This window comes from Tatumella citrea, from assembly GCF_002163585.1.
Taxonomy (GTDB): domain Bacteria; phylum Pseudomonadota; class Gammaproteobacteria; order Enterobacterales; family Enterobacteriaceae; genus Tatumella; species Tatumella citrea.
The window spans coordinates 1,330,481-1,349,693 of the sequence record NZ_CP015579.1; the positions used below are offsets into that span (position 1 = coordinate 1,330,481).

Annotated in this window: 19 protein-coding genes; 8 read left to right on the forward strand and 11 right to left on the reverse strand. The window is 50.5% G+C overall.

Translation table 11 applies throughout. From position 1 onward, the window contains the following. Positions 1-101 precede the first annotated feature (101 nt). The gene (locus tag A7K98_RS06390; RefSeq protein ID WP_087487797.1) at positions 102-587 is read left to right on the forward strand and encodes a methylated-DNA--[protein]-cysteine S-methyltransferase; all 486 of its coding nucleotides are present in this window, start codon (positions 102-104) and stop codon (positions 585-587) included. 42 nt (positions 588-629) lie between these two features. On the opposite strand, the gene zitB is transcribed toward A7K98_RS06390, so the two are convergent. Next, positions 630-1,613: a CDF family zinc transporter ZitB gene (gene zitB / locus A7K98_RS06395; protein ID WP_087487798.1), complete on the reverse strand. Its 984-nt coding sequence runs from the start codon at positions 1,611-1,613 to the stop codon at positions 630-632. 279 nt (positions 1,614-1,892) lie between these two features. On the opposite strand from zitB, the gene aroG reads away from it, so the two are divergent. Then, entirely contained in the window at positions 1,893-2,948 is a 1,056-nt protein-coding gene (aroG, locus tag A7K98_RS06400) for a 3-deoxy-7-phosphoheptulonate synthase AroG (protein WP_087487799.1), read from the forward strand. 60 nt (positions 2,949-3,008) lie between these two features. On the opposite strand, the gene gpmA is transcribed toward aroG, so the two are convergent. The 6 genes from gpmA to A7K98_RS06430 all read right to left on the reverse strand — a co-directional run bounded on the left by gpmA (position 3,009) and on the right by A7K98_RS06430 (position 9,718). Beyond that, a complete protein-coding gene (gpmA, locus tag A7K98_RS06405; RefSeq protein ID WP_087487800.1) occupies positions 3,009-3,761 on the reverse strand; it encodes a 2,3-diphosphoglycerate-dependent phosphoglycerate mutase in 753 nt (250 codons plus the stop codon). Between the two features lie 151 nt (positions 3,762-3,912). Next, entirely contained in the window at positions 3,913-4,944 is a 1,032-nt protein-coding gene (galM, locus tag A7K98_RS06410; protein ID WP_087487801.1) for a galactose-1-epimerase, read from the reverse strand. Continuing rightward, positions 4,920-6,086, reverse strand: a complete 1,167-nt coding sequence (gene galK, locus A7K98_RS06415) for a galactokinase (RefSeq protein ID WP_087487802.1) — start codon at positions 6,084-6,086, stop codon at positions 4,920-4,922. Before galK ends, galM begins: the two co-directional genes overlap by 25 nt. Position 6,087: 1 nt before the next feature. Continuing rightward, positions 6,088-7,131: a galactose-1-phosphate uridylyltransferase gene (gene galT / locus A7K98_RS06420; RefSeq protein ID WP_087487803.1), complete on the reverse strand. Its 1,044-nt coding sequence runs from the start codon at positions 7,129-7,131 to the stop codon at positions 6,088-6,090. 224 nt (positions 7,132-7,355) lie between these two features. After that, positions 7,356-8,834 carry a molybdate ABC transporter ATP-binding protein ModF gene (gene modF / locus A7K98_RS06425; protein WP_087487804.1) on the reverse strand — a complete coding sequence of 493 codons (1,479 nt, stop codon included), beginning with the start codon at positions 8,832-8,834 and terminating at the stop codon, positions 7,356-7,358. Positions 8,835-8,944: 110 nt separating this feature from the next. Then, entirely contained in the window at positions 8,945-9,718 is a 774-nt protein-coding gene (locus A7K98_RS06430) for a TOBE domain-containing protein (protein WP_087487805.1), read from the reverse strand. A 160-nt stretch (positions 9,719-9,878) separates the two neighbouring features. On the opposite strand from A7K98_RS06430, the gene A7K98_RS06435 reads away from it, so the two are divergent. After that, a complete protein-coding gene (locus A7K98_RS06435; protein ID WP_087487806.1) occupies positions 9,879-10,037 on the forward strand; it encodes an AcrZ family multidrug efflux pump-associated protein in 159 nt (52 codons plus the stop codon). A gap of 51 nt (positions 10,038-10,088) precedes the next feature. On the opposite strand, the gene A7K98_RS06440 is transcribed toward A7K98_RS06435, so the two are convergent. Continuing rightward, complete coding sequence (locus A7K98_RS06440) at positions 10,089-10,907, reverse strand: pyridoxal phosphatase (RefSeq protein WP_087487807.1); 819 nt, start codon at positions 10,905-10,907, stop codon at positions 10,089-10,091. 156 nt (positions 10,908-11,063) lie between these two features. Between A7K98_RS06440 and pgl the strand changes: the two genes are divergently transcribed. Further along, positions 11,064-12,056: a 6-phosphogluconolactonase gene (gene pgl / locus A7K98_RS06445; RefSeq protein WP_087487808.1), complete on the forward strand. Its 993-nt coding sequence runs from the start codon at positions 11,064-11,066 to the stop codon at positions 12,054-12,056. Positions 12,057-12,111: 55 nt separating this feature from the next. Here the strand turns inward: pgl and A7K98_RS06450 are convergent, their stop codons facing one another. After that, positions 12,112-12,588: a kinase inhibitor gene (locus A7K98_RS06450; protein WP_087487809.1), complete on the reverse strand. Its 477-nt coding sequence runs from the start codon at positions 12,586-12,588 to the stop codon at positions 12,112-12,114. Positions 12,589-12,702: 114 nt separating this feature from the next. Continuing rightward, the gene (gene bioA / locus A7K98_RS06455; RefSeq protein WP_087487810.1) at positions 12,703-14,001 is read right to left on the reverse strand and encodes an adenosylmethionine--8-amino-7-oxononanoate transaminase; all 1,299 of its coding nucleotides are present in this window, start codon (positions 13,999-14,001) and stop codon (positions 12,703-12,705) included. An 80-nt stretch (positions 14,002-14,081) separates the two neighbouring features. On the opposite strand from bioA, the gene bioB reads away from it, so the two are divergent. From bioB to bioD, 4 genes are read left to right on the forward strand one after another with little or no spacing between them, the layout of a single operon-like run. Beyond that, a complete protein-coding gene (gene bioB, locus A7K98_RS06460; protein WP_087487811.1) occupies positions 14,082-15,113 on the forward strand; it encodes a biotin synthase BioB in 1,032 nt (343 codons plus the stop codon). Continuing rightward, on the forward strand, positions 15,113-16,264 hold the full coding sequence (bioF, locus tag A7K98_RS06465) for an 8-amino-7-oxononanoate synthase (RefSeq protein WP_087487812.1): 1,152 nt from the start codon (positions 15,113-15,115) through the stop codon (positions 16,262-16,264). Before bioB ends, bioF begins: the two co-directional genes overlap by 1 nt. Continuing rightward, the gene (gene bioC, locus A7K98_RS06470) at positions 16,248-17,024 is read left to right on the forward strand and encodes a malonyl-ACP O-methyltransferase BioC (protein ID WP_232461596.1); all 777 of its coding nucleotides are present in this window, start codon (positions 16,248-16,250) and stop codon (positions 17,022-17,024) included. The genes bioF and bioC overlap by 17 nt, the downstream gene beginning before the upstream one ends. After that, entirely contained in the window at positions 17,021-17,704 is a 684-nt protein-coding gene (gene bioD, locus A7K98_RS06475; RefSeq protein WP_087487813.1) for a dethiobiotin synthase, read from the forward strand. The genes bioC and bioD overlap by 4 nt, the downstream gene beginning before the upstream one ends. On the opposite strand, the gene A7K98_RS06480 is transcribed toward bioD, so the two are convergent. After that, positions 17,697-18,413: an ATP-binding cassette domain-containing protein gene (locus A7K98_RS06480; protein ID WP_087487814.1), complete on the reverse strand. Its 717-nt coding sequence runs from the start codon at positions 18,411-18,413 to the stop codon at positions 17,697-17,699. The two genes, bioD and A7K98_RS06480, sit on opposite strands and share 8 nt — an antisense overlap. Positions 18,414-19,213: the final 800 nt, after the last annotated feature.

Genomic DNA, 19,213 nt, shown 5'->3' on the forward strand with positions numbered 1-19,213 from the left:
TCGGACATCTATACAAAATATGCTGATGTCCGAAAACCGCCAGTTTTGCTGCGGAACAATGGCATAATAGGTTATCTGATTCTGCTAACGGGACTCACACTATGTATCGTTATAAATTATTGCTTACCCCTGTAGGGGAACTGACACTAATTGCCGGAGAACAAGGGCTGGCGGCTGTAGCCTGGGAAAATGAACGCCCGGCACGTATCAGAGCCAGTGCAGACCTGCTGTCACCGGATCACCCGTTATTGATGCAGGCGGCAGAACAGCTCACCGAATATTTTGCCGGACAGAGGCAACAATTTGAATTGCCGCTGCAGCCGGAAGGTACTCTTTTCCAGTTGCAGGTCTGGCAGGCGCTGGCGGAGATACCCTATGGAGAAACCCGCAGTTACCGCGATATTGCCACCCGCATTGGTCGTCCGAAAGCGGTCAGGGCTGTCGGGGCGGCAAATGGCAGAAACCCGTTATCGATTATTGTTCCCTGCCACCGGGTGATAGGGGCTAATGGTAGTCTGACAGGATTTGCCGGAGGGTTGGGAGTTAAACAGCAGTTACTGCAGCTGGAAGAAGATTATCCAGGTTAAACTGGCTGATTCAGTCCTCGCTCCGGCACAAACAGGTTGGCATCAGTGTGAATGAACATGGCCGCCGTTATGAGCTTCGTGCTCATGCCCATGCCCTGCATGAGAATGCGGGGAGTGAGTGCCTGAACTGCTCATCAGCAGACATTCCATTTGCTGGCAGGGCTGATACTCAATCTGTACGGTGGCATGATCTATCGCGTAATTACTACGCAGCCACTGATGGATGCGTTGCAGTAACTGGTCATGCTGATAATTGGGAATAACCTGAGCATGCAGGGTCAGTATATTTTGCTCACCCACCTGCCAGAAATGCACATGGTGAACGTGACGAACTTCAGCAATATTCAGTGTCAGTTGTCTGGCCAGTTTCGTTACATCGACTTCTGCGGGAGCACTTTCCAACAGTTCCCGCGAGCTTTGTCGTAATAATTGCCAGGCACTGCGTACTATCAGCAGTGAAACCAGCACAGACAAGATTGGATCAAAGGGCGTCCATCCGGTCCATATAATCAGCAGTGCCGCGATAATAGCACCGACAGACCCGAGCAGATCCCCCAGTACATGGAGTGCTGCACCCCGTACATTCATGTTCTGCTCCCCGTCGCCCTGACGAAGCAGGAAAAAGCACAACAGGTTGGAAAAAAGCCCGGCCACAGCAATTGCGATCATTAGCCCTCCGGCTACCGGTTCAGGAGCAAAGAAGCGGACAACAGCCTCCCACACAATCAGCACAGTAATCACCAGTAATGCCAGCGCATTAACGAACGCAGATAATGTGGTCAGCCGTAACATGCCATAAGTCTGATGAGAGGACGCTTTACGCTCTGCAAAATGAGAAGCAAGCAGTGAGAGTAATAATGCTCCGGCGTCTGTCAGCATATGCCCTGCATCAGCCAGCAATGCCAGAGAACCAGACATCCAGCCACCAAAGACTTCAATCAGCATAAATACCGCAGTGACAATAAATGCCGCCCTTAGCCTGGTACGGTTTACGTTGGTTTGGGTGTGATGATGAGCATGAGCCATAGCGATAAAGGATCCTGAAAGCTTCTTGCGGGTAAAAGTCACGCAGTAATCACATTGCGGTGACTGAGGTAATGTTGCGGTTTAGTATGGCATAAGGAAGCAGAGAGTAGAAAATGGCGGTGCTTGTTTTAGCGCAAAAATATTTCTTCTCTCCGGGAGCAAATTAACAGACAGTGGTGATTATTCGGGCAGAATTGTCCCGGTAAAGCTGATTTACTCCTCAGGTACAGCAAGCTAGAGTACAGAGGACCATGTTGACTTATTTTTAGCGGAAGCATTATGAACTATCAGAATGACGACTTAAGGATCAGAGATATTAAAGAACTGCTGCCACCGGTAGCCCTGCTGGAAAAATTTCCGGCAACCGGAGAAGCAGCGTCAACAGTTTTTCGTTGCCGTGAGGCAATTCAGAAAATCTTACAAGGACAGGATGATCGTTTGCTGGTGGTCATTGGACCTTGCTCAATCCATGATCCAAAAGCGGCTCTGGAGTATGCCGGGCGCTTATTGTCACTGCGCAAGGAGCTTGCTGCAGATCTGGAAATTGTTATGCGGGTTTATTTTGAAAAACCACGTACAACGGTCGGCTGGAAAGGGCTGATCAATGATCCGGATATGGATGGAAGCTTCAAAATTAATGATGGTCTGAAAATTGCCCGTAAGCTGCTGCTGGATATTAATGACAGCGGGCTGCCGGCTGCAGGTGAATTTCTGGATATGATTACTCCGCAGTATCTGGCGGATATGATGAGTTGGGGAGCGATTGGAGCCCGGACGACGGAATCTCAGGTGCATCGCGAGCTGGCCTCAGGTCTTTCCTGTCCGGTCGGCTTCAAAAATGGTACAGACGGCACAATTAAAGTTGCTATCGATGCTATTAATGCCGCCTCCGCAGGGCACTGTTTCCTGTCAGTCACCAAATATGGCCATTCGGCGATTGTCGAAACACAGGGCAATCAGGATTGTCATATTATTTTGCGTGGTGGAAGGGTTCCGAATTATAGCGCTTCAGATGTTGAATCTGTTCGCCAGGGGCTGGTAAAAGCGGGTCTGAAGCCACAGATTATGATCGATTTTAGCCATGCAAACAGCCTGAAACAGTTTCAGAAGCAGCTGGATGTTGCCGATGATGTTGCGGGTCAGATTGCCGGTGGAGATCGTGACATTATTGGTGTGATGATCGAAAGCCATCTGGTGGAAGGAAATCAGAATCCTGACAGCGGACAACCACTGGTTTATGGCCAGAGTGTAACGGATGCCTGTATCGGCTGGGAAGCTACTGAGAAAGTGTTGAAACAGCTGGCAGCTGCAGTACGTGAACGTCGTCAGAAGTAACCAGTAAAAACGGCCGGGAATCGCTCCCGGCCGCAAATCGCAAGTGCTGTCGGTGACAGATTACTTCGCTTTACCCTGGTTCGCGACGGCAGCAGCTTTAGCTGCGATTTCGTCGGCATTACCCAGGTAATAGTGTTTCAGTGGTTTGAAGTTTTCATCAAACTCATATACCAGTGGAACCCCGGTAGGAATATTCAGTTCCAGAATTTCATCTTCTGACATGTTGTCCAGATATTTGATCAATGCCCGCAGAGAGTTACCATGCGCCGCAATGATCACTTTCTCACCGCTTTTAATGCGTGGCAGAATAGACTGTTCCCAGAATGGAATAACGCGCTCAATGGTCAGCGCCAGGCTTTCGGTGGTTGGCAATTGTTCAGCGGTTAAAGAGGCATAACGCGGGTCATGGCCGGGGAAACGCTCATCACTACGATCCAGTTCCGGTGGAGTTACTGCAAAACCACGACGCCACTGTTTTACCTGCTCATCACCGTATTTTTCTGCGGTTTCTGCTTTATTCAGGCCTTGCAGTGCGCCGTAATGGCGTTCGTTCAGGCGCCAGGATTTCTCAACCGGCAGCCAGACCTGATCAAGTTCATCCAGTACATTCCAAAGAGTATGGATAGCACGCTTCAGAACCGACGTATAAGCAAAGTCGAAGCTGAAACCTTCATCTTTCAGTAACTTCCCTGCGGCTTTTGCTTCTCCGCGGCCCTTTTCAGACAGGTCCACATCGTACCAGCCGGTAAAGCGGTTTTCCTGATTCCACTGGCTTTCGCCGTGACGTACCAGAACAAGCTTGGTTACTGCCATCGCTTAACTCCTTAATGCTCGAAAAGTTCTATGATAATGGAAACTGTGCCAATACCGGAAATATACCCCGGACAGGATAGTGATTAACATATCCGAAATCCGCCTCTGGCGTAAGTCCGGGGATCAACTCAGCAGACTATTTCTCTGCAGATTATCTGACAGTAAACCGGTAACGTGTCGTAGTGTGTATTTTTTCGCCAGGCTCCAGCCAGCAATCTGGTTGCGGCCATTCAGGGTGATTAGGGGAGTCTGGCAGAAAACCGCTTTCTAACGCGATCCCCTGATAGTCCTCATATTCTCCCTGTCTTGCTGGTGTTCCGGCTAAATAGTTACCGGTATAAAATTGTAATGCCGGTGCATCTGTATATACCACCACACTGAGTTTTCCGTCTTCCGATGTTAAACAGGCTGCCGGTACGCTGTCGGGATCACGTTGGTTTAGCAGAAACGCATGATCATAACCACGAACTTTTTTCTGATCAGCATCTGTCAGAAAATCATCTGCGATTTGTTTTTCCTGACGAAAATCAAAACCGTTTCCAGCCACTGGCTGAAGATCGTTATCCGGAATACCATCGGTGGCAACCGGCAGATAGCGGTCAGCAGTTATTTGTAACCGATGCTGGCGGGCATCACCTTGATTCGCATCAAGGTTAAAATAGGCGTGGTTAGTCAGTACCACCGGACAGAGCTGGTCAGTTTCAGCTTCGTAACTTATCAGAAGTGAATTATCGTCAGTGAGCTGATAACGGACCTGTACGGTCAGATTGCCCGGGAATCCCTGGTCACCGTCAGGGGAGTGCAACCGGTAAGTGACTTCATCGGGTGCCTGACTGACAATCAGCCAGCGACGATGGTTAAAGCCCTCCGGGCCGCCGTGTAACTGATGCGGCGGTTGGTTGGCAGCTAACTGATGGCCGGTGCGGATTAAATGTGCCTGATTAATCCGGTTGGCATAGCGACCGATGCAGGCACCAAGATAGGAAGACTGGTTCAGATAATCAGCAGGGGATGCACACCCTAATACGGCTTCACGAACGGAACCATCGGGCAGCGGAACTCTGGCAGAAAGCCAGGTCGCACCCCAGTCCATAAAAGTGACGTCCATCCCGTTAGCATTACGTAATACGGTCATCCGCCAGGGTTGACCATCTGGTGCTATTGACTGGTTACTGTGTGACATGTTCCTGCCCCCTGTGATGCATGGCATACATAAAAGGTTTCAGTAATACCCGTCTGCGCAGCATACTGTTCGGCCACTGCCTGACGGACTTTTTCTGCCAGTTCTGACGGTATCAATGCAACAATACAACCGCCAAAACCTCCGCCGGTCATACGAACCCCACCCTGGTCACCTATCACTGATTTGACAATCTCAACCAGCAGATCAATCTGCGGGACAGTAATTTCAAAGTCATCACGCATTGAGGCATGAGATTCAGCCATTAAACGACCGACAGTCACCAAATCTCCCTGAGTCAGTGCTTCAGCCGCATCAAGGGTGCGCTGGTTTTCGGTCAATACATGACGGACACGTTTGGCGACCAGTGGATCTATTTCTGCCGCAACTGCGTTGAACTCTGCCAGTGTAACATCACGTAACGATGCTTTGTTAAACAGACGGGCCCCGGTATCACATTGCTCTCTTCGGGTATTGTACTCACTGCCGACCAGTGAACGCTTAAAGTTCGAATTAATGATAATTACCGCAGCATTCGTCGGGACAGAGACAGCGCGGGTGGCCAGTGAACGACAATCCAGCAATAAAGCATGGCCCTTTTTGCCCAGAGCAGAAATCATCTGATCCATAATGCCGCAGTTACAGCCAACAAACTGGTTCTCCGCTTCCTGGCCAATCAGTGCCAGTTCAGCAGGTTCGAAGGGTAAATGCCAAAGTTGTTGGATAGTCGTACCAATAGCAACTTCCAGAGAAGCTGACGAACTCAGCCCCGCACCCTGTGGCACGTTGCCGCTAATCACTAAATCCATTCCCCCGAAACCGGCATTACGCTGGCGTAAATGCTTAATCACACCCCGGACATAATTGGCCCATAAAGGCTCTTTAACACTAACAATGGGTTCATCCAGTGAAAATTCATCCTGTGCGTTATCGTAATCGGCAGCGATCACCCGGACCAGATTGTCAGTACGTTTTGCACAACTGATAACTGTCTGATAATCAATGGCGCAGGGCAGGACAAAGCCTTCGTTATAATCAGTATGTTCACCGATCAGATTAACCCGGCCCGGGGCCTGGAAAGTATGAGTTGCCGGATAGCCAAAAAGAGTATTGAAAAGAGTCTGAGTTTTTTCCTGTAATTGCATCTTAGCGTGCCTCATTGAAATGGATATCACTTAACGCCCGCAGTTTTTCAGCGGCTTGTTCAGCAGTTAAATCTCGTTGTGTCTCAGCGAGCATTTCGTAGCCCACCATAAATTTTCGTACAGTCGCTGAGCGCAATAACGGCGGATAGAAATGAGCGTGCAATTGCCAGTGCTGATTAGGCTCACCGTTAAATGGTGCACCATGCCATCCCATAGAATAGGGGAAAGAGCACCTGAACAGATTGTCGTAACGGCTGGTCAGTTTTTTAAGGATCAACGCCAGATCCCGGCTCTGTTCTGCATTGAGGTCTGTCAGTCGAAGTACATGTGCCTTTGGCAGCAATAGTGTTTCAAACGGCCATGCCGCCCACCAGGGGACTACAGCCAGCCAGTGTTCAGTTTCAACCACAGTGCGTTGGCCGTCGGCCAGCTCTTTGGCCACATAATCCAACAACATCGGGGATCCGTGCTGCTGATAATAGCGTCGCTGATGGGTATCTTCGCGCTCAGCTTCATTAGGCAAAAAGCTGTTAGCCCACACCTGACCATGAGGATGCGGGTTGGAACAACCCATTGCCGCACCTTTATTTTCAAATACCTGAACCCAGGGATACTCTTTCCCCAGCTCTTCGGTCTGTTCCTGCCAGGTACTGACTATTTGTTGCAGTGATTCCAGCGGCAATTCAGGCAGTGTTTTACTGTGATCGGGAGAAAAACAGATGACCCGGCTGGTGCCTCGTGCGCTTTCACAACGCATCAGTAAATCATCGCTCTCCGGAGCCGGAGGTGTGTCTGTCATCAACGCGGCAAAATCATTGGTAAATACCCAGGTCCCGGTATAGTCGGGATTTTTATCGCCGGTGATCCGTTGATTGCCGGCACACAGAAAGCAGTCAGGATCGTGAGAGGGCAGTGATGTTACTGCCGGAGTTTCCTGCGCACCCTGCCAGGGGCGCTTTGCCCGGTGGGGAGAAACCAGTACCCACTGGTCAGTGAGCGGATTGTAACGGCGATGCGGGTGATCTACCGGATTAAATGTAGGCATAAATTATCCTGAAATTCATCATGTCTGGTGAGCGGATATGCTATGAGGTTAGCACAGGGAAACCGGAAATTTTGTGATCAGTGTGGAGTAATGGAAACGTTTACACAACAGGAATTTTGCGGGCTAATGCAGACTGGTGGGGCAGAATGGGGCTTAGCTGAGATGGCGTAACCGAACAGGATTTGCTTAACGGGGCCGGGGGAATACCCGGCCCTCAGGGAAGGCTACACTTTCAGAGAATCCTGCTGAAAACCATAACCGCCGGTTTGTTTCGGCACAAAAGTCAGGCGATGAGTTATACAGTCCGGGGCATCTTCAGCATGATGTGACACAAACAGTAACTGAGTACGGCCTTCTCCAATCAGTACATTTACAAACTGACGAATCAGTTGTCGGTTAATCGCGTCCAGTCCCTGCAATGGTTCATCCAGAATCAACACACGAGGATGTTTCACCAGAGCGCGTACAATCAATACCAGCCGTTGCTGACCCCATGACAGGCTGTGGAAAGACGCCGAAGCCAGCGAGTTGTCCATTCCCAGCAACGCCAGCCACTGTGTGGCCAGCTGGTTTTGCCGGTCAGATACCGCCTGGTACAAACCTATCGAATCGAAGAATCCGGACAGAATAACCGTGCGTACTGATGCACTAACCCGATATTCCAGGTGCAGGCTGCTGCTGACATAACCAATGTGCTGTTTGATATCCCAGATAGTTTCACCACTGCCACGGCGAATGCCAAACAGAGTTAAATCATTACTGTATCCCTGGGGATGGTCACCAGTGACCAGGCTAAGCAGAGTCGATTTACCTGCGCCATTGGGCCCGGTGATTTGCCAGTGCTGGCCAGGCTCTACCTGCCAGTTCAGGCCATCAATGATGAGTTTGTCGTCCCAGGAGACTTTACCGTTTCGCAAAATGATAGGGGGCTGGGTGTCATTTTCACTGTTGTGGCTTGCAGGGTCATCAGCTTCCGGTAGCGTCACTGTTTTTATTTTTTCGCTGTGTGCCAGCTGGATAATCAATGCCTGCTTCAGTATTTCTGCTTGTGGACCGATATGGCTGAGTGTCCCTTCAGCCAGTACTCCGACTTTATCGACAAACTGCGGGATATCCTCAAAGCGGTTAAGAACCAGGACCAGTGTTGTTCCTTGCTGGCTCAGAGAATGTAACTGGCGGCTGAGATTTTCTCTGGATCCGACGTCCAGACCATCAAAGGGTTCATCCAGCACCAGCAAATCCGGGGAAGACATGAGTGTCTTACAGAGTAATGCTTTACGCGTTTCTCCGGTCGACAGAAACCTGAATGGTCTGTCCAGCAAATGCTGAATCTCAAACTGTTCGCTCAGCATCCTGCAGCGTGATTCATCAGAGACATCATCCATAATGATCTGCCGGGTCAGCCGCCCATCTTCGCTTTCACCTTCACTGTAAAGGTCAGTGTTATTGCGCTCCCACTCAGCAGCCACCAGCTGTGACAGCTGTTCCAGCGATAAGCGGACGGCACGTTTAAAGCCGGAATTAACGCTCCCTGTCGCTGCCGGAAGTTCTCCGGTCACTGCTTTTGCCAGTGACGATTTTCCGCTGCCATTTGTTCCGACAAAAGCCCAGCTTTCGCCGGATTTAATCTCCAGTTGCTCAATATGAAGTTTCCAGTGTTTACCCTGGCGAAACGTGCCTTGCGTTATTTGCAACGATGTCATGTTGTGTTCCGTTTTATGCATTGTTTTACACAGTTGTATCTGCCCGGAGAAAACTTGTCAAACATAAGCAGCGATGCAGGTGAGGGCAGGAGGGATTCCTGCCGGATGGGCTAGTTCAGGCTGGCCAGCAAGGCATCTTCCGGGCGAAAACTGGCTTGTACGTGTTGGCCCACAGTGAAATTATGTTCACCGGAGGGATGAGTTGCACATAACGTTTCGCCATTAGCCAATTGCAGAATGACTTCATCGCTGGATGGCCCGTGAACGATATGGCTGATCACTACCGGAAACTGGTTACCAGCGCTGACCGGCTCTGAATGAATCTGTAGCCAGGAAGCTTTAATCAGCACCAAAACCTCTTTGCCGTCAGACAACAAAAGCCGGTGGCTGCTGTCCCGGGTAATTGATACCTGGACTGTCGTTTGTTTATCACTTAGCAGGACAGTGATGATGTCAATCGGACCGGTGTGCTGTATCGCACTGACAGTACCGAACAGCTGGTTACGGGCACTGGTTTGCAGTGAGGAACGGGCTATGGCCGCCAGCAGGCTGTTAAGGGGCAAGGTATCTTTTTGCAAATTATCGAAGGCTTTTTGCTGTATTTGCCCCAGTAACTGGTAGAGCTGAATCAGACGCTCGCCATAAGCGGTAAGAGACGCGCCACCACCGCCTTTCCCGCCAGTATTACTGGCTACCACGGGGTTTTCAGCCAGTGTATTCATTTCGTGTATGGCATCCCAGGCGGTTTTATAGCTGATTCCGGCCTGGCGGGCGCCCTGGCTGATGGAACCGGTCTGCTGTATTGCCTGCAGCAATCTGATTCGTCGTGGATCGGCAAATAACTTATTGCTGAGGTGAATATTTAATGAGATGTCAGCCTGCATAGTGGCTCCTGCTTCGGGATGTTAACCGGATTTACCGGCGGGATAGTAGCATCAGGCACGGTCACAGATAAGACCGGTCAGCGTGAAAGCACAAAAAGCAATGGGCTTTCGCTGACGCTCCCGGTAAACTGGCTTTTTTGGTGAACATACCGAGGTTGATATGCTCGAACTGCTCGAAAGCCTGCTGATGGCCATTATCATGGTACCAATCGTGATGGCCCTTATGCTGGGACTGATCTACGGACTGGGAGAATTATTCAACCTGATTTCCGGTTCACGTCGTAATGATCAGGCATCACAGCAGACTACTCATTCGTAATCTGTCTGATTTAGCGGCCAGCCCTGAAAGGGCCGGTCGCTAATCTCATATTCAGAGTACTTTTTCGTAAATCGCTTCAGCAATTGATGGCCGGTTATTATCACCGATCACCCATCCGGCTTTGGCCTTAATCGCCTCGTCCGCATTACCCATCGCAACACCTAATCCGGCAGTTTCCAGCATACTCAGGTCATTATAGTTATCGCCGAAAGCAATCACGTCCTGCATCGATAACCCGCGGGTTGCCAGCCATTGTGCCAGGCGCTTGCCTTTGCTGTTTCCCTGACGGGCAATATCCACCTGATCAACCCATGACCACTCACAGGTCACCTGAGCTTCTTCCGCGATACGTTGTGCGAAATCCTGTAACTGAGGAATATTGTCGTGAGAAAGGGCAAATTTCCATAATCTGTCTGACTGTTGTGCCACATCTGCCAGGCTTTCTACACGGGTAAACACCGGTCGCTGATCGACGGGAAGAGTCTCTCCCCACGCTTTGGTGCGGATAACATGTGGAGTGGGTTGTTCGTAGAGCATGGCATCATCCGCATACAACAGGCCCTTTATACCTTCTTCTTCCAGCCGTTGAATGACTTTCCCGGCCTGAGCGACCGACATCGGGTCATTGTCCAGTACCTGACGCTTCTGATAATCGTACAGATAGGTACCGTTACAGCAAATTGCCGGGGAAGTGAGTTGCAACGCCTGATAGAACGGATGGATGGCACTATGATGACGGCCAGTCACGATCAATATCTCAACCCCGGCTTCGCGGGCTTTTGACAGTGCTGCAACAGACTCGGGCAAAATCTTTTTTTCAGACGTCAGCAGCGTTCCGTCCAGATCAAGGGCAATAACACGATAGCTCATAGCGGAGTTTACCTGAAGATAGAATAGATTCCGAAGTCTACCCCGGTTCTGTCTTTGCCAGCAAAAAACCGCATCAATAAATCATTTTTTGCGCCAGGATATTGCGTTACAGTGGAGCAAACCCGAAAAATCACCGATTCCAGGTAAGGAGAATTCATGCAACAAGTTGTTTATATTGCCAGTCCCGAAAGTCAGCAAATTCATGTCTGGCAGCTCTCTGAGGCCGGAGCACTGACACTATTGCAGGTAATTGATGTTGACGGACAAGTTCAGCCAATGGTGGTTAACCCACATAAATCCATGTTGTACGTGGGTGTGCGCCCTGATTTTCGCGTTATTGCGTTCTCAATTGCCGCAGATGGCAGCTTAACTCAGGCCGGACAAGCTGCACTGCCCGGCAGTGCAACACATTTATCTACCGATCACCGGGGCAATGCGCTGTTTGCCGGTTACTACCATGACGGACTGGTGACCGTGACACCACTGGATGCACAGGGGCTGCCGCAGGCAGTAAGTCAGACTATCTCCGGACTGGATGGTTGTCACTCAACCAATCTCAGCAGTTCAGAACTGTTATATGCACCCGCTCTGAAACAGGATCGGGTCTGTGCGTTTCGCTGGAATAGCGACGGTACGTTAAGTGAACCGGCCAGCGGACAGATTACGACCCGCGAGGGAGCCGGTCCCCGACATATGGCTTTTCATCCCGACGGGAAATTCGGTTATCTGGTCAATGAACTGGACAGCACGGTGAGCGTACTGAAACTGAATGATCAGGGAGCTGAAACCGTACAGACTCTGGATATGATGCCGGAAGATTTCAGTGGCACTCGCTGGGCTGCTGATATTCATCTGACGCCGGACGGACGCTTTTTGTATGCCTGTGATCGTACCAGTAGCATCCTGACTATTTTCTCTGTCAGTGATAGTGGTGATAATCTGACCCTGACAGGTTTCTGGCCAACAGAAACTCAACCACGTGGGTTTAATATCGACAACTCCGGGAAATATTTGATTGCAGCCGGTCAGAAATCGCATCATATCGGAGTCTACGCCATTGCAGCAGACACCGGGGCACTGAGTGATCTGGGTCGGTATGCGGTTGGGCAGGGGCCGATGTGGGTGACCATCCACCTGCTTAACGCGTAATACTGAGTCGGCAGGGAGATTGCCTGAGAAGCTGCGGCAATCTCCCCCGGCAATGTCAGTTAAATGTCACTGTCAGGCTGGCACTGGCCAGAGCATGAAAATGGACATTGAAGCCAACCATCGCACCGCTGGCATCGCTGGACAGATCCAGTTTATCGGTATCCATAGCATGTACCGTAAATACATAACGGTGTTTTTCACCCGCAGGCGGTGCAGCGCCGCCGTAAGCTGACGAACCAAAGTCAGTACGTGTCTGTAAAGCACCAGCAGGCAGGGCTGCTACCCCAGAACCTGCACCTTGTTCAATTGTGGTGACTTCTGCCGGAATGTTGACAACTACCCAGTGCCACCAGCCACAACCAGTGGGCGCATCCGGGTCAAAACAGGTAATGACAAAACTGCGTGTTCCCGCCGGTGCATCTTCCCACTGTAGCTGAGGTGACAGATTATCACCCTGATATCCCATACCATTAAATACGTGGGCTTGCGGCAAAGTCTGTCCGTCTGATAAATCCTGACTGAATAAACGCATTTTTATTCTCCTGAAATCGATAGCCTGCTTAGTGTAACCGATTAGCAACCCAAAATCTGCGCGACGGACAGCCACTTAGCGCTGTACCGGCCCGTAATGGACCTGAAGCATCGTTTACTCCGGCAGGGTAAACAGTGATGGTTGCTGAACGGCCATTCTGATTGCCTCTGTCAGGCGGGTCAGCTCATCGGGGCCAATAATATAGGGCGGCATCAGATAGATCAGTCGACCAAACGGACGTATCCAGACTCCTTGCTGAACAAAGAATTGCTGAATTTCTGCCATTCGGACCGGGTGCCGGCACTCCACGACTCCAATTGCACCCAGTACCCGGACATCAGCCACCAGGGGAGAGTCGCTTAGCGGCATTAGCTGCTCTTTCAGTTGTTGTTCAATACGAGGGACCTGTCGCTGCCAGTGGCCTTCTTCGAGCAATGCCAGACTTTCGCAGGCGACGGCACAGGCCAGAGGATTCCCCATAAATGTCGGACCATGCATAAAACATCCGGCAGGGCTGCGGCTGATTTTATCAGCAACCTTTTCGGTCGCCAGCGTGGCCGAGAGTGTCATTGTTCCGCCTGTCAGCCCTTTACCCACACACATAATATCCGGAGAAATACCGGCATGCTCACAGGCGAATAACCTGCCGGTACGACCAAAGCCGGTGGCTATCTCATCAGCTATCATCAGAACACCGAAACTATCACATAACTCCCTGACTTTTCGCAGATAATTCGGGTGGTAAAAACGCATTCCGCCTGCACCCTGGACGATGGGTTCCAGAATAACGGCGGCCAGCTGCTGGTGGTGTATAGCCAGCATCTGTTCCATTTCATCAATATCGCTCTCCTGCCAGGCATCATCAAATCTGGTCGCCGGGGCAGGAACAAACAGATGTTCAGGCAGATAGCCTTTCCAAAGTGCATGCATCGAATTATCAGGATCGCAGACTGACATGGCAGCAAAAGTGTCTCCGTGATAACCGTGGCGGACTGTCAGAAATTTATGACGTGGAGCAGCATCTCCACTGTAATACTGAACCGCCATTTTCATCGCAACTTCGACAGCTACTGATCCGGAATCGGCCAGAAAGACTTTCTCCAGCCCCTGCGGAGCCATAGCCACAAGCTTTCGGCATAATGCCACCGCCGCCGGATGAGTAATCCCGCCAAACATTACATGTGACATCTGTCCCATTTGTTCGGTCAGTGCACGGTTAAGCCGTGGGTGGTTGTAACCATGGATGGCTGCCCACCAGGAAGACATACCTTCAATCAGATTGCGACCATCCGCCAGCGTAAGAGTACATTGCTGCGCCGATACCACCGGATAGCAGGGCAATGGATCGATCATCGAGGTATAAGGGTGCCAGATATGCTGGCGGTCAAATGCGAGGTCCTCGGCTGTGAACATTTCTTGTAAACCAAATTAAAAAGATTTAGTTTACAAGTATACGTATAACAGTCGCATTTGTTAATTATTCGGAGCATGTCATGTCACAACGCTGGACACTTTCCCAGGCCGGGGCCCTGTTTGAAAAACCGTTACTGGAACTTCTTTTTGAAGCTCAGCAGGTTCATCGCCGCCATTTTGACCCGCGTAAAGTCCAGGTCAGTACACTGTTGTCCATCAAAACAGGAGCTTGTCCGGAGGATTGTAAATATTGTCCACAGAGCGCCCGTTATAAAACCGGGCTGGAATCAGAACGATTAATGGAAGTTGAGGAAGTTCTGGCTTCGGCGCGTAAAGCCCGTCAGGCCGGCTCCGCACGTTTTTGCATGGGGGCTGCGTGGAAGAACCCGCATGATCGTGATATGCCTTATCTAGAGAAAATGGTGGCAGGGGTGAAAGCCATGGGAATGGAGACCTGTATGACTTTAGGCACTCTCACTCCTGCTCAGGCTGACCGACTGGCTAAAGCCGGGCTTGATTTTTACAATCACAACCTCGATACCTCTCCTGAATTTTACGGCAGCATCGTTACCACTCGTACCTACCAGGAGAGACTTGATACCTTAGGTGCCGTCAGGGACGCAGGAATGAAAATTTGCTCCGGAGGCATTGTCGGTCTGGGAGAAACGGTGACCGATCGTGCCGGATTGCTGGTACAACTGGCTAATTTGCCGGTTCCTCCGGAAAGTGTGCCAATCAATATGCTGGTAAAAGTGAAAGGGACTCCTCTCGCTGATAATGAAGATGTTGATCCGTTTGATTTTATTCGAACGATTGCTGTTGCGCGGATCATGATGCCGGCTTCCTATGTACGTCTTTCTGCCGGGCGGGAGCAGATGAATGAGCAGACTCAGGCCATGTGTTTTATGGCAGGTGCTAATTCCATTTTCTATGGCTGTAAACTACTGACCACCACTAACCCTGAAGAAGACAGCGATCTGCGTTTGTTCCGGAAACTGGGGCTGAATCCTGAGCAAAATTATACTGAACAGGGTGACAATGTCCGTGAACAGGCTCTGCAGCAGGCACTGCAGGAGAGTGATACGGCACTGTTTTATAACGCGGCTCTGTAATGAGCTGGCAACATAGAATAGAACAGGCTCTCGACGTTCAGAGAAGTAAAGGATTATGGCGTCAGATGCAGCCGGTGACGACCGGCCCGCAGGGCCTGCTGTCGGATCAACACCGGCAGTATATCCACTTTTCCTCTAACGATTATCTCGGGCTTAGCCGGCACCCTAAGATTATCGAAGCATGGCAGCGGGGATTAAACCGGTGGGGAGCAGGGGCTGGTGCATCAGGTCACGTCACAGGTTATACGCCGGCACATCAGCAGTTGGAACAGTTGCTGGCAGACTGGCTGGGCTATGGCGATGCACTGCTCTTCAGCAGTGGATTTGCTGCCAATCAGGCGCTGATTTTTGCGCTGACCGGGCAACATGACCGGATACTGGCTGATAAGTTAATGCATGCTTCTTTGCTGGAGGCCGCTGCGCTCAGTCCTGCCACTTTGTGCCGGTTCCGGCACAATAGCCCTGAGAGCCTGGACAGGTTGCTGGTTCGCGCCTGTGAAGGCGAAACGCTGATTGTTACCGAAGGTATTTTCAGTATGGATGGTGATAGTTCCCCTCTCGCGGAACTTCGCCGTCTTGCTGACCAGTCATCGGGTTGGCTGGTGGTGGATGACGCGCATGGTATCGGGGTAACCGGTGCTGAAGGGCGCGGCAGCTGCCATCAGCAACGGATAATGGCAGATATCCAGATAGTTACCTTTGGCAAAGCGTTAGGGGTGGCTGGCGCCGCAATATTATGCTCAAAACAGGTTGCCGATTACCTGCGCCAGACTGCACGTCACCTGATTTACAGCACAGCGATGCCTCCGGCACAAGCCGATGCTATCTGTTGTGCAATTGCACTGGTGCGTCAGGGTGATGAGTTGCGTGATCAGTTACAACAAAATATTGCTTTTTTCCGCCATCAGGTCAGTGGATTAGGCTGGGATTTATTACCTTCTGACAGTGCTATCCAACCGTTAATCATTGGTGATAATCATGCTGCGCTCCAGCTTTCGGCTGCACTGCGACAACGTGGGTTCTGGATTAATGCTATCCGGCCGCCCACGGTACCGGCAGGCAGCGCCAGGTTACGCATTACGTTATCTGCGGCTCACCAGAAGGAACAAATAGAACAACTGGCGGAGCAGTTATATGCGCTTGAAAGCTGAAGATCAATCGCTGATGACGGTCAATAAATCAGCCATCGGCCGGGCGTTTGGCCGGGCAGCGGAGAACTATGAACAGTATGCGGCCCTGCAACAGATGACGGGAGATCGTCTGCTGACGATTTCCGATCTGCCGGTTAATGGCCGGGTGCTGGATGCAGGTTGCGGGAGTGGACGATACAGTCGTTATTTTTCCGGGCAGGGTTATCAGGTAACCGCACTGGATATTTCCGCAGAGATGTTGCGTACTGCCCGGGAGCGGGACCCCGGGTCCTGTTATCTGCAGGCGGATATTGATGCACTGCCTTTCCGCGAGAAAAGTTTCGATATTATCTGGAGCAATCTGGCACTGCAGTGGAGCAGTGATCTGAGAAAGGCATTAGCTCAGTTACGCTCAGCACTGAATCCTGGCGGATCTCTGCGGTTCTCCACTGTCGCTGCCGGGTCACTACCGGAAGTGAATCAGGCCTGGCAGGCAGTAGACAATACGACACATGTAAATCGTTTTTTATCGGCCGAAGAGCTAGCCCATGCAACTGAGGGTTTTGGTCTCCGGCTGCACAGTGAGCAGATGACGCTTTGGTTTCCTACCGTCAGAGATGCGTTGTGGTCTCTGAAAGGGGTAGGTGCCAGCTATTTGCACCAGCGTGATCAGGGATTGCCACTCACCCGGCGGCGCCTTGCATTGCTGGAAGCTGGCTGGCCGAAAGAATCACAAGGTTACCGTCTGAGTTATCAGATAGTTTATGGAGTATCAGAATGAAGAATTGCTGGTTTATTACCGGGACCGATACTGAGGCCGGTAAATCGGTGGCAACCTCTGCCTTACTTCAGGCAGCCACCAGCCAGGGGTTTCGTGCTGCCGGCTACAAGCCGGTGGCTTCCGGAGCCGAACGAACCCCGGACGGATTGCGTAACAGTGATGGTTTACTGTTACAGCGCTCAGGATTAGCCGGGTTAAGCTACAGTGAAGTGAATCCGTTGGTATTCGAAGAACCAACTTCTCCGCATATTGTCAGTGCTGCAGAAAACAGGCCAATAACTCAGCAGGTAATGTCTGAAGGACTGCGTCATCTGGAACAGAAATCGGACTGGATTGCTGTCGAAGGGGCGGGGGGCTGGTTTACTCCCCTGACTGATGATTTTCTGTTTTCCGACTGGGTTGTGACAGAGCAGTTACCGGTTATCCTGGTGGTTGGTATGAAACTGGGATGTATTAATCATGCGCTGCTGACGGCCAATGCCGTTCAGTCTGCAGGACTGAGACTTGCTGGCTGGATTGCTAACTGCGTACAGCCTCCGCAATACCGCCATCAGCCCTACCTGCAAACACTCATTCAACGGTTGCCTGCCCCGTTGCTCGGTGAAATCCCGCAGTTAACCAGTGAACAGCAGTTTGCAGCCTGCGGGAAATATATCAGTTTGCCTGAAGGTATCAGCTGACAGTCATCCATTTATTAATCATTCCTTCATCCAGTTGATTGACCCGGCCGTTTGCTACGTTGCGTCCGCGATGCAGTAACAGAAAATAGTCGGCTACCCGACGGATGAAGGATACCCGCTGTTCGAGTAATAAGATGGTCATACCATATTCATGATTCAGGCAACGTAGCAGATTGCCCATATCTTCTTCCAGCCACGGGGACATACCTTCAGTTGGCTCATCCAGAATCAGCAACTTCGGTTCGAGAACCAGAGCTCTGGCCAGCGCCAGCTGTTGTTGTTGATCCAGCGATAAATCACCACTGCGTTGATGGCGTAAATCATACAGATGCGGGAAAAGATCGAAAATCATTTGTGGTATAGCATGGGGCGGGGTGCTTTGGGCGGCTTTCAGAGCAATTACCAGATTATCTTCCACACTCATTTGTGAAAATATTTGCCGGCCTTTAGGAACATAACCGATACCCATTCTGGCCCGTTGCTCAGAGGGTTGTTGCTTTAAATCTTTTGGCGGGGAGTTCTTCTCCTGCCAGGTGATCGTGCCGCTGTTGACTGGCAGATAACCCATAATGCAGTTAACCAGGGTGGTTTTTCCCATTCCAGGTTGGCCCAGCACAGCAGTGCAGGTGCCGGGCATCAGGTCCATATCTACATCCCAAAGAATATGATTTTGACCATAAAACTGATTGATTGCACGTAAACTCAGCATCTGTTGCACTCCTCTGTGTGGGTAACGCCAGGCCAATGAGCGAATGTCCTGTGACTTTCGCGCCATCTCTCCTTCAGGCGACAGCTTTATACTGAATAAAGCAATAATCAGGCCAGTAATGAAATAATTGCCTTTTATAGTGGGAAATCGCGTCGGGTCTGTGATGTGAATCCCGGTTCGTTATGACCGGAGGTTTGCCTGAGGTGAGATTGCACTTTGTAGGTGCTAACCGGAAAGTTTTACGGTGCATTCTGACCCGGAAAAAGGCAGAAAATCTGAAGAGAGCTACTTGATTGCAGTCAAATATAACGAAAAAAGCGATGGCGGCAACGAATTGAAAAACGCAGAAGTTTCGCAAAAAAAAAGCTGAAAAAATTTTTTTTGGGTCGCCCGGGAGGGTATTGGCATTTTATGCACAGCTGATGCTGTCAGGGCTAAAATCAGTTATCCACCATTCCTGTGGATAACTATGTGCATTAGCATCTTAAAACAGTGCTAACCCAAGGAAATATGCGGCCTGGCATCAGGCTGGCTGTAAATCGGACTTTTAATAATAATTCTGTTCTTTCAAATAGTTAATTAAAAGCAACCCTGCGCGGTTAGCTCCCGGATATTCTAAGGACAATTTGTTACATTAACTTGACAAACCAATTTGCAGCTGGGTTGGCAGTGGATAACCCTTCAGGCTGAAAATTATCACCCGGTGGATGAAAATTAATTCGTATAGAATTCCGTAACTCACGCTATTTATCTCACATTAGCTGTCTGCATATCCAGTATTTTGATTGGCATATTTTGGG

What these genes read in the sequence shown, in the direction of transcription:
- A7K98_RS06390 (WP_087487797.1), top strand. Translation starts at nt 102, where the DNA reads ATGTATCGTTATAAATTATTGCTTACCCCTGTAGGGGAACTGACACTA.
- zitB (WP_087487798.1), bottom strand. Translation starts at nt 1,613, where the DNA reads ATGGCTCATGCTCATCATCACACCCAAACCAACGTAAACCGTACCAGG.
- aroG (WP_087487799.1), top strand. Translation starts at nt 1,893, where the DNA reads ATGAACTATCAGAATGACGACTTAAGGATCAGAGATATTAAAGAACTG.
- gpmA (WP_087487800.1), bottom strand. Translation starts at nt 3,761, where the DNA reads ATGGCAGTAACCAAGCTTGTTCTGGTACGTCACGGCGAAAGCCAGTGG.
- galM (WP_087487801.1), bottom strand. Translation starts at nt 4,944, where the DNA reads ATGTCACACAGTAACCAGTCAATAGCACCAGATGGTCAACCCTGGCGG.
- galK (WP_087487802.1), bottom strand. Translation starts at nt 6,086, where the DNA reads ATGCAATTACAGGAAAAAACTCAGACTCTTTTCAATACTCTTTTTGGC.
- galT (WP_087487803.1), bottom strand. Translation starts at nt 7,131, where the DNA reads ATGCCTACATTTAATCCGGTAGATCACCCGCATCGCCGTTACAATCCG.
- modF (WP_087487804.1), bottom strand. Translation starts at nt 8,834, where the DNA reads ATGACATCGTTGCAAATAACGCAAGGCACGTTTCGCCAGGGTAAACAC.
- A7K98_RS06430 (WP_087487805.1), bottom strand. Translation starts at nt 9,718, where the DNA reads ATGCAGGCTGACATCTCATTAAATATTCACCTCAGCAATAAGTTATTT.
- A7K98_RS06435 (WP_087487806.1), top strand. Translation starts at nt 9,879, where the DNA reads ATGCTCGAACTGCTCGAAAGCCTGCTGATGGCCATTATCATGGTACCA.
- A7K98_RS06440 (WP_087487807.1), bottom strand. Translation starts at nt 10,907, where the DNA reads ATGAGCTATCGTGTTATTGCCCTTGATCTGGACGGAACGCTGCTGACG.
- pgl (WP_087487808.1), top strand. Translation starts at nt 11,064, where the DNA reads ATGCAACAAGTTGTTTATATTGCCAGTCCCGAAAGTCAGCAAATTCAT.
- A7K98_RS06450 (WP_087487809.1), bottom strand. Translation starts at nt 12,588, where the DNA reads ATGCGTTTATTCAGTCAGGATTTATCAGACGGACAGACTTTGCCGCAA.
- bioA (WP_087487810.1), bottom strand. Translation starts at nt 14,001, where the DNA reads ATGTTCACAGCCGAGGACCTCGCATTTGACCGCCAGCATATCTGGCAC.
- bioB (WP_087487811.1), top strand. Translation starts at nt 14,082, where the DNA reads ATGTCACAACGCTGGACACTTTCCCAGGCCGGGGCCCTGTTTGAAAAA.
- bioF (WP_087487812.1), top strand. Translation starts at nt 15,113, where the DNA reads ATGAGCTGGCAACATAGAATAGAACAGGCTCTCGACGTTCAGAGAAGT.
- bioC (WP_232461596.1), top strand. Translation starts at nt 16,248, where the DNA reads ATGCGCTTGAAAGCTGAAGATCAATCGCTGATGACGGTCAATAAATCA.
- bioD (WP_087487813.1), top strand. Translation starts at nt 17,021, where the DNA reads ATGAAGAATTGCTGGTTTATTACCGGGACCGATACTGAGGCCGGTAAA.
- A7K98_RS06480 (WP_087487814.1), bottom strand. Translation starts at nt 18,413, where the DNA reads ATGCTGAGTTTACGTGCAATCAATCAGTTTTATGGTCAAAATCATATT.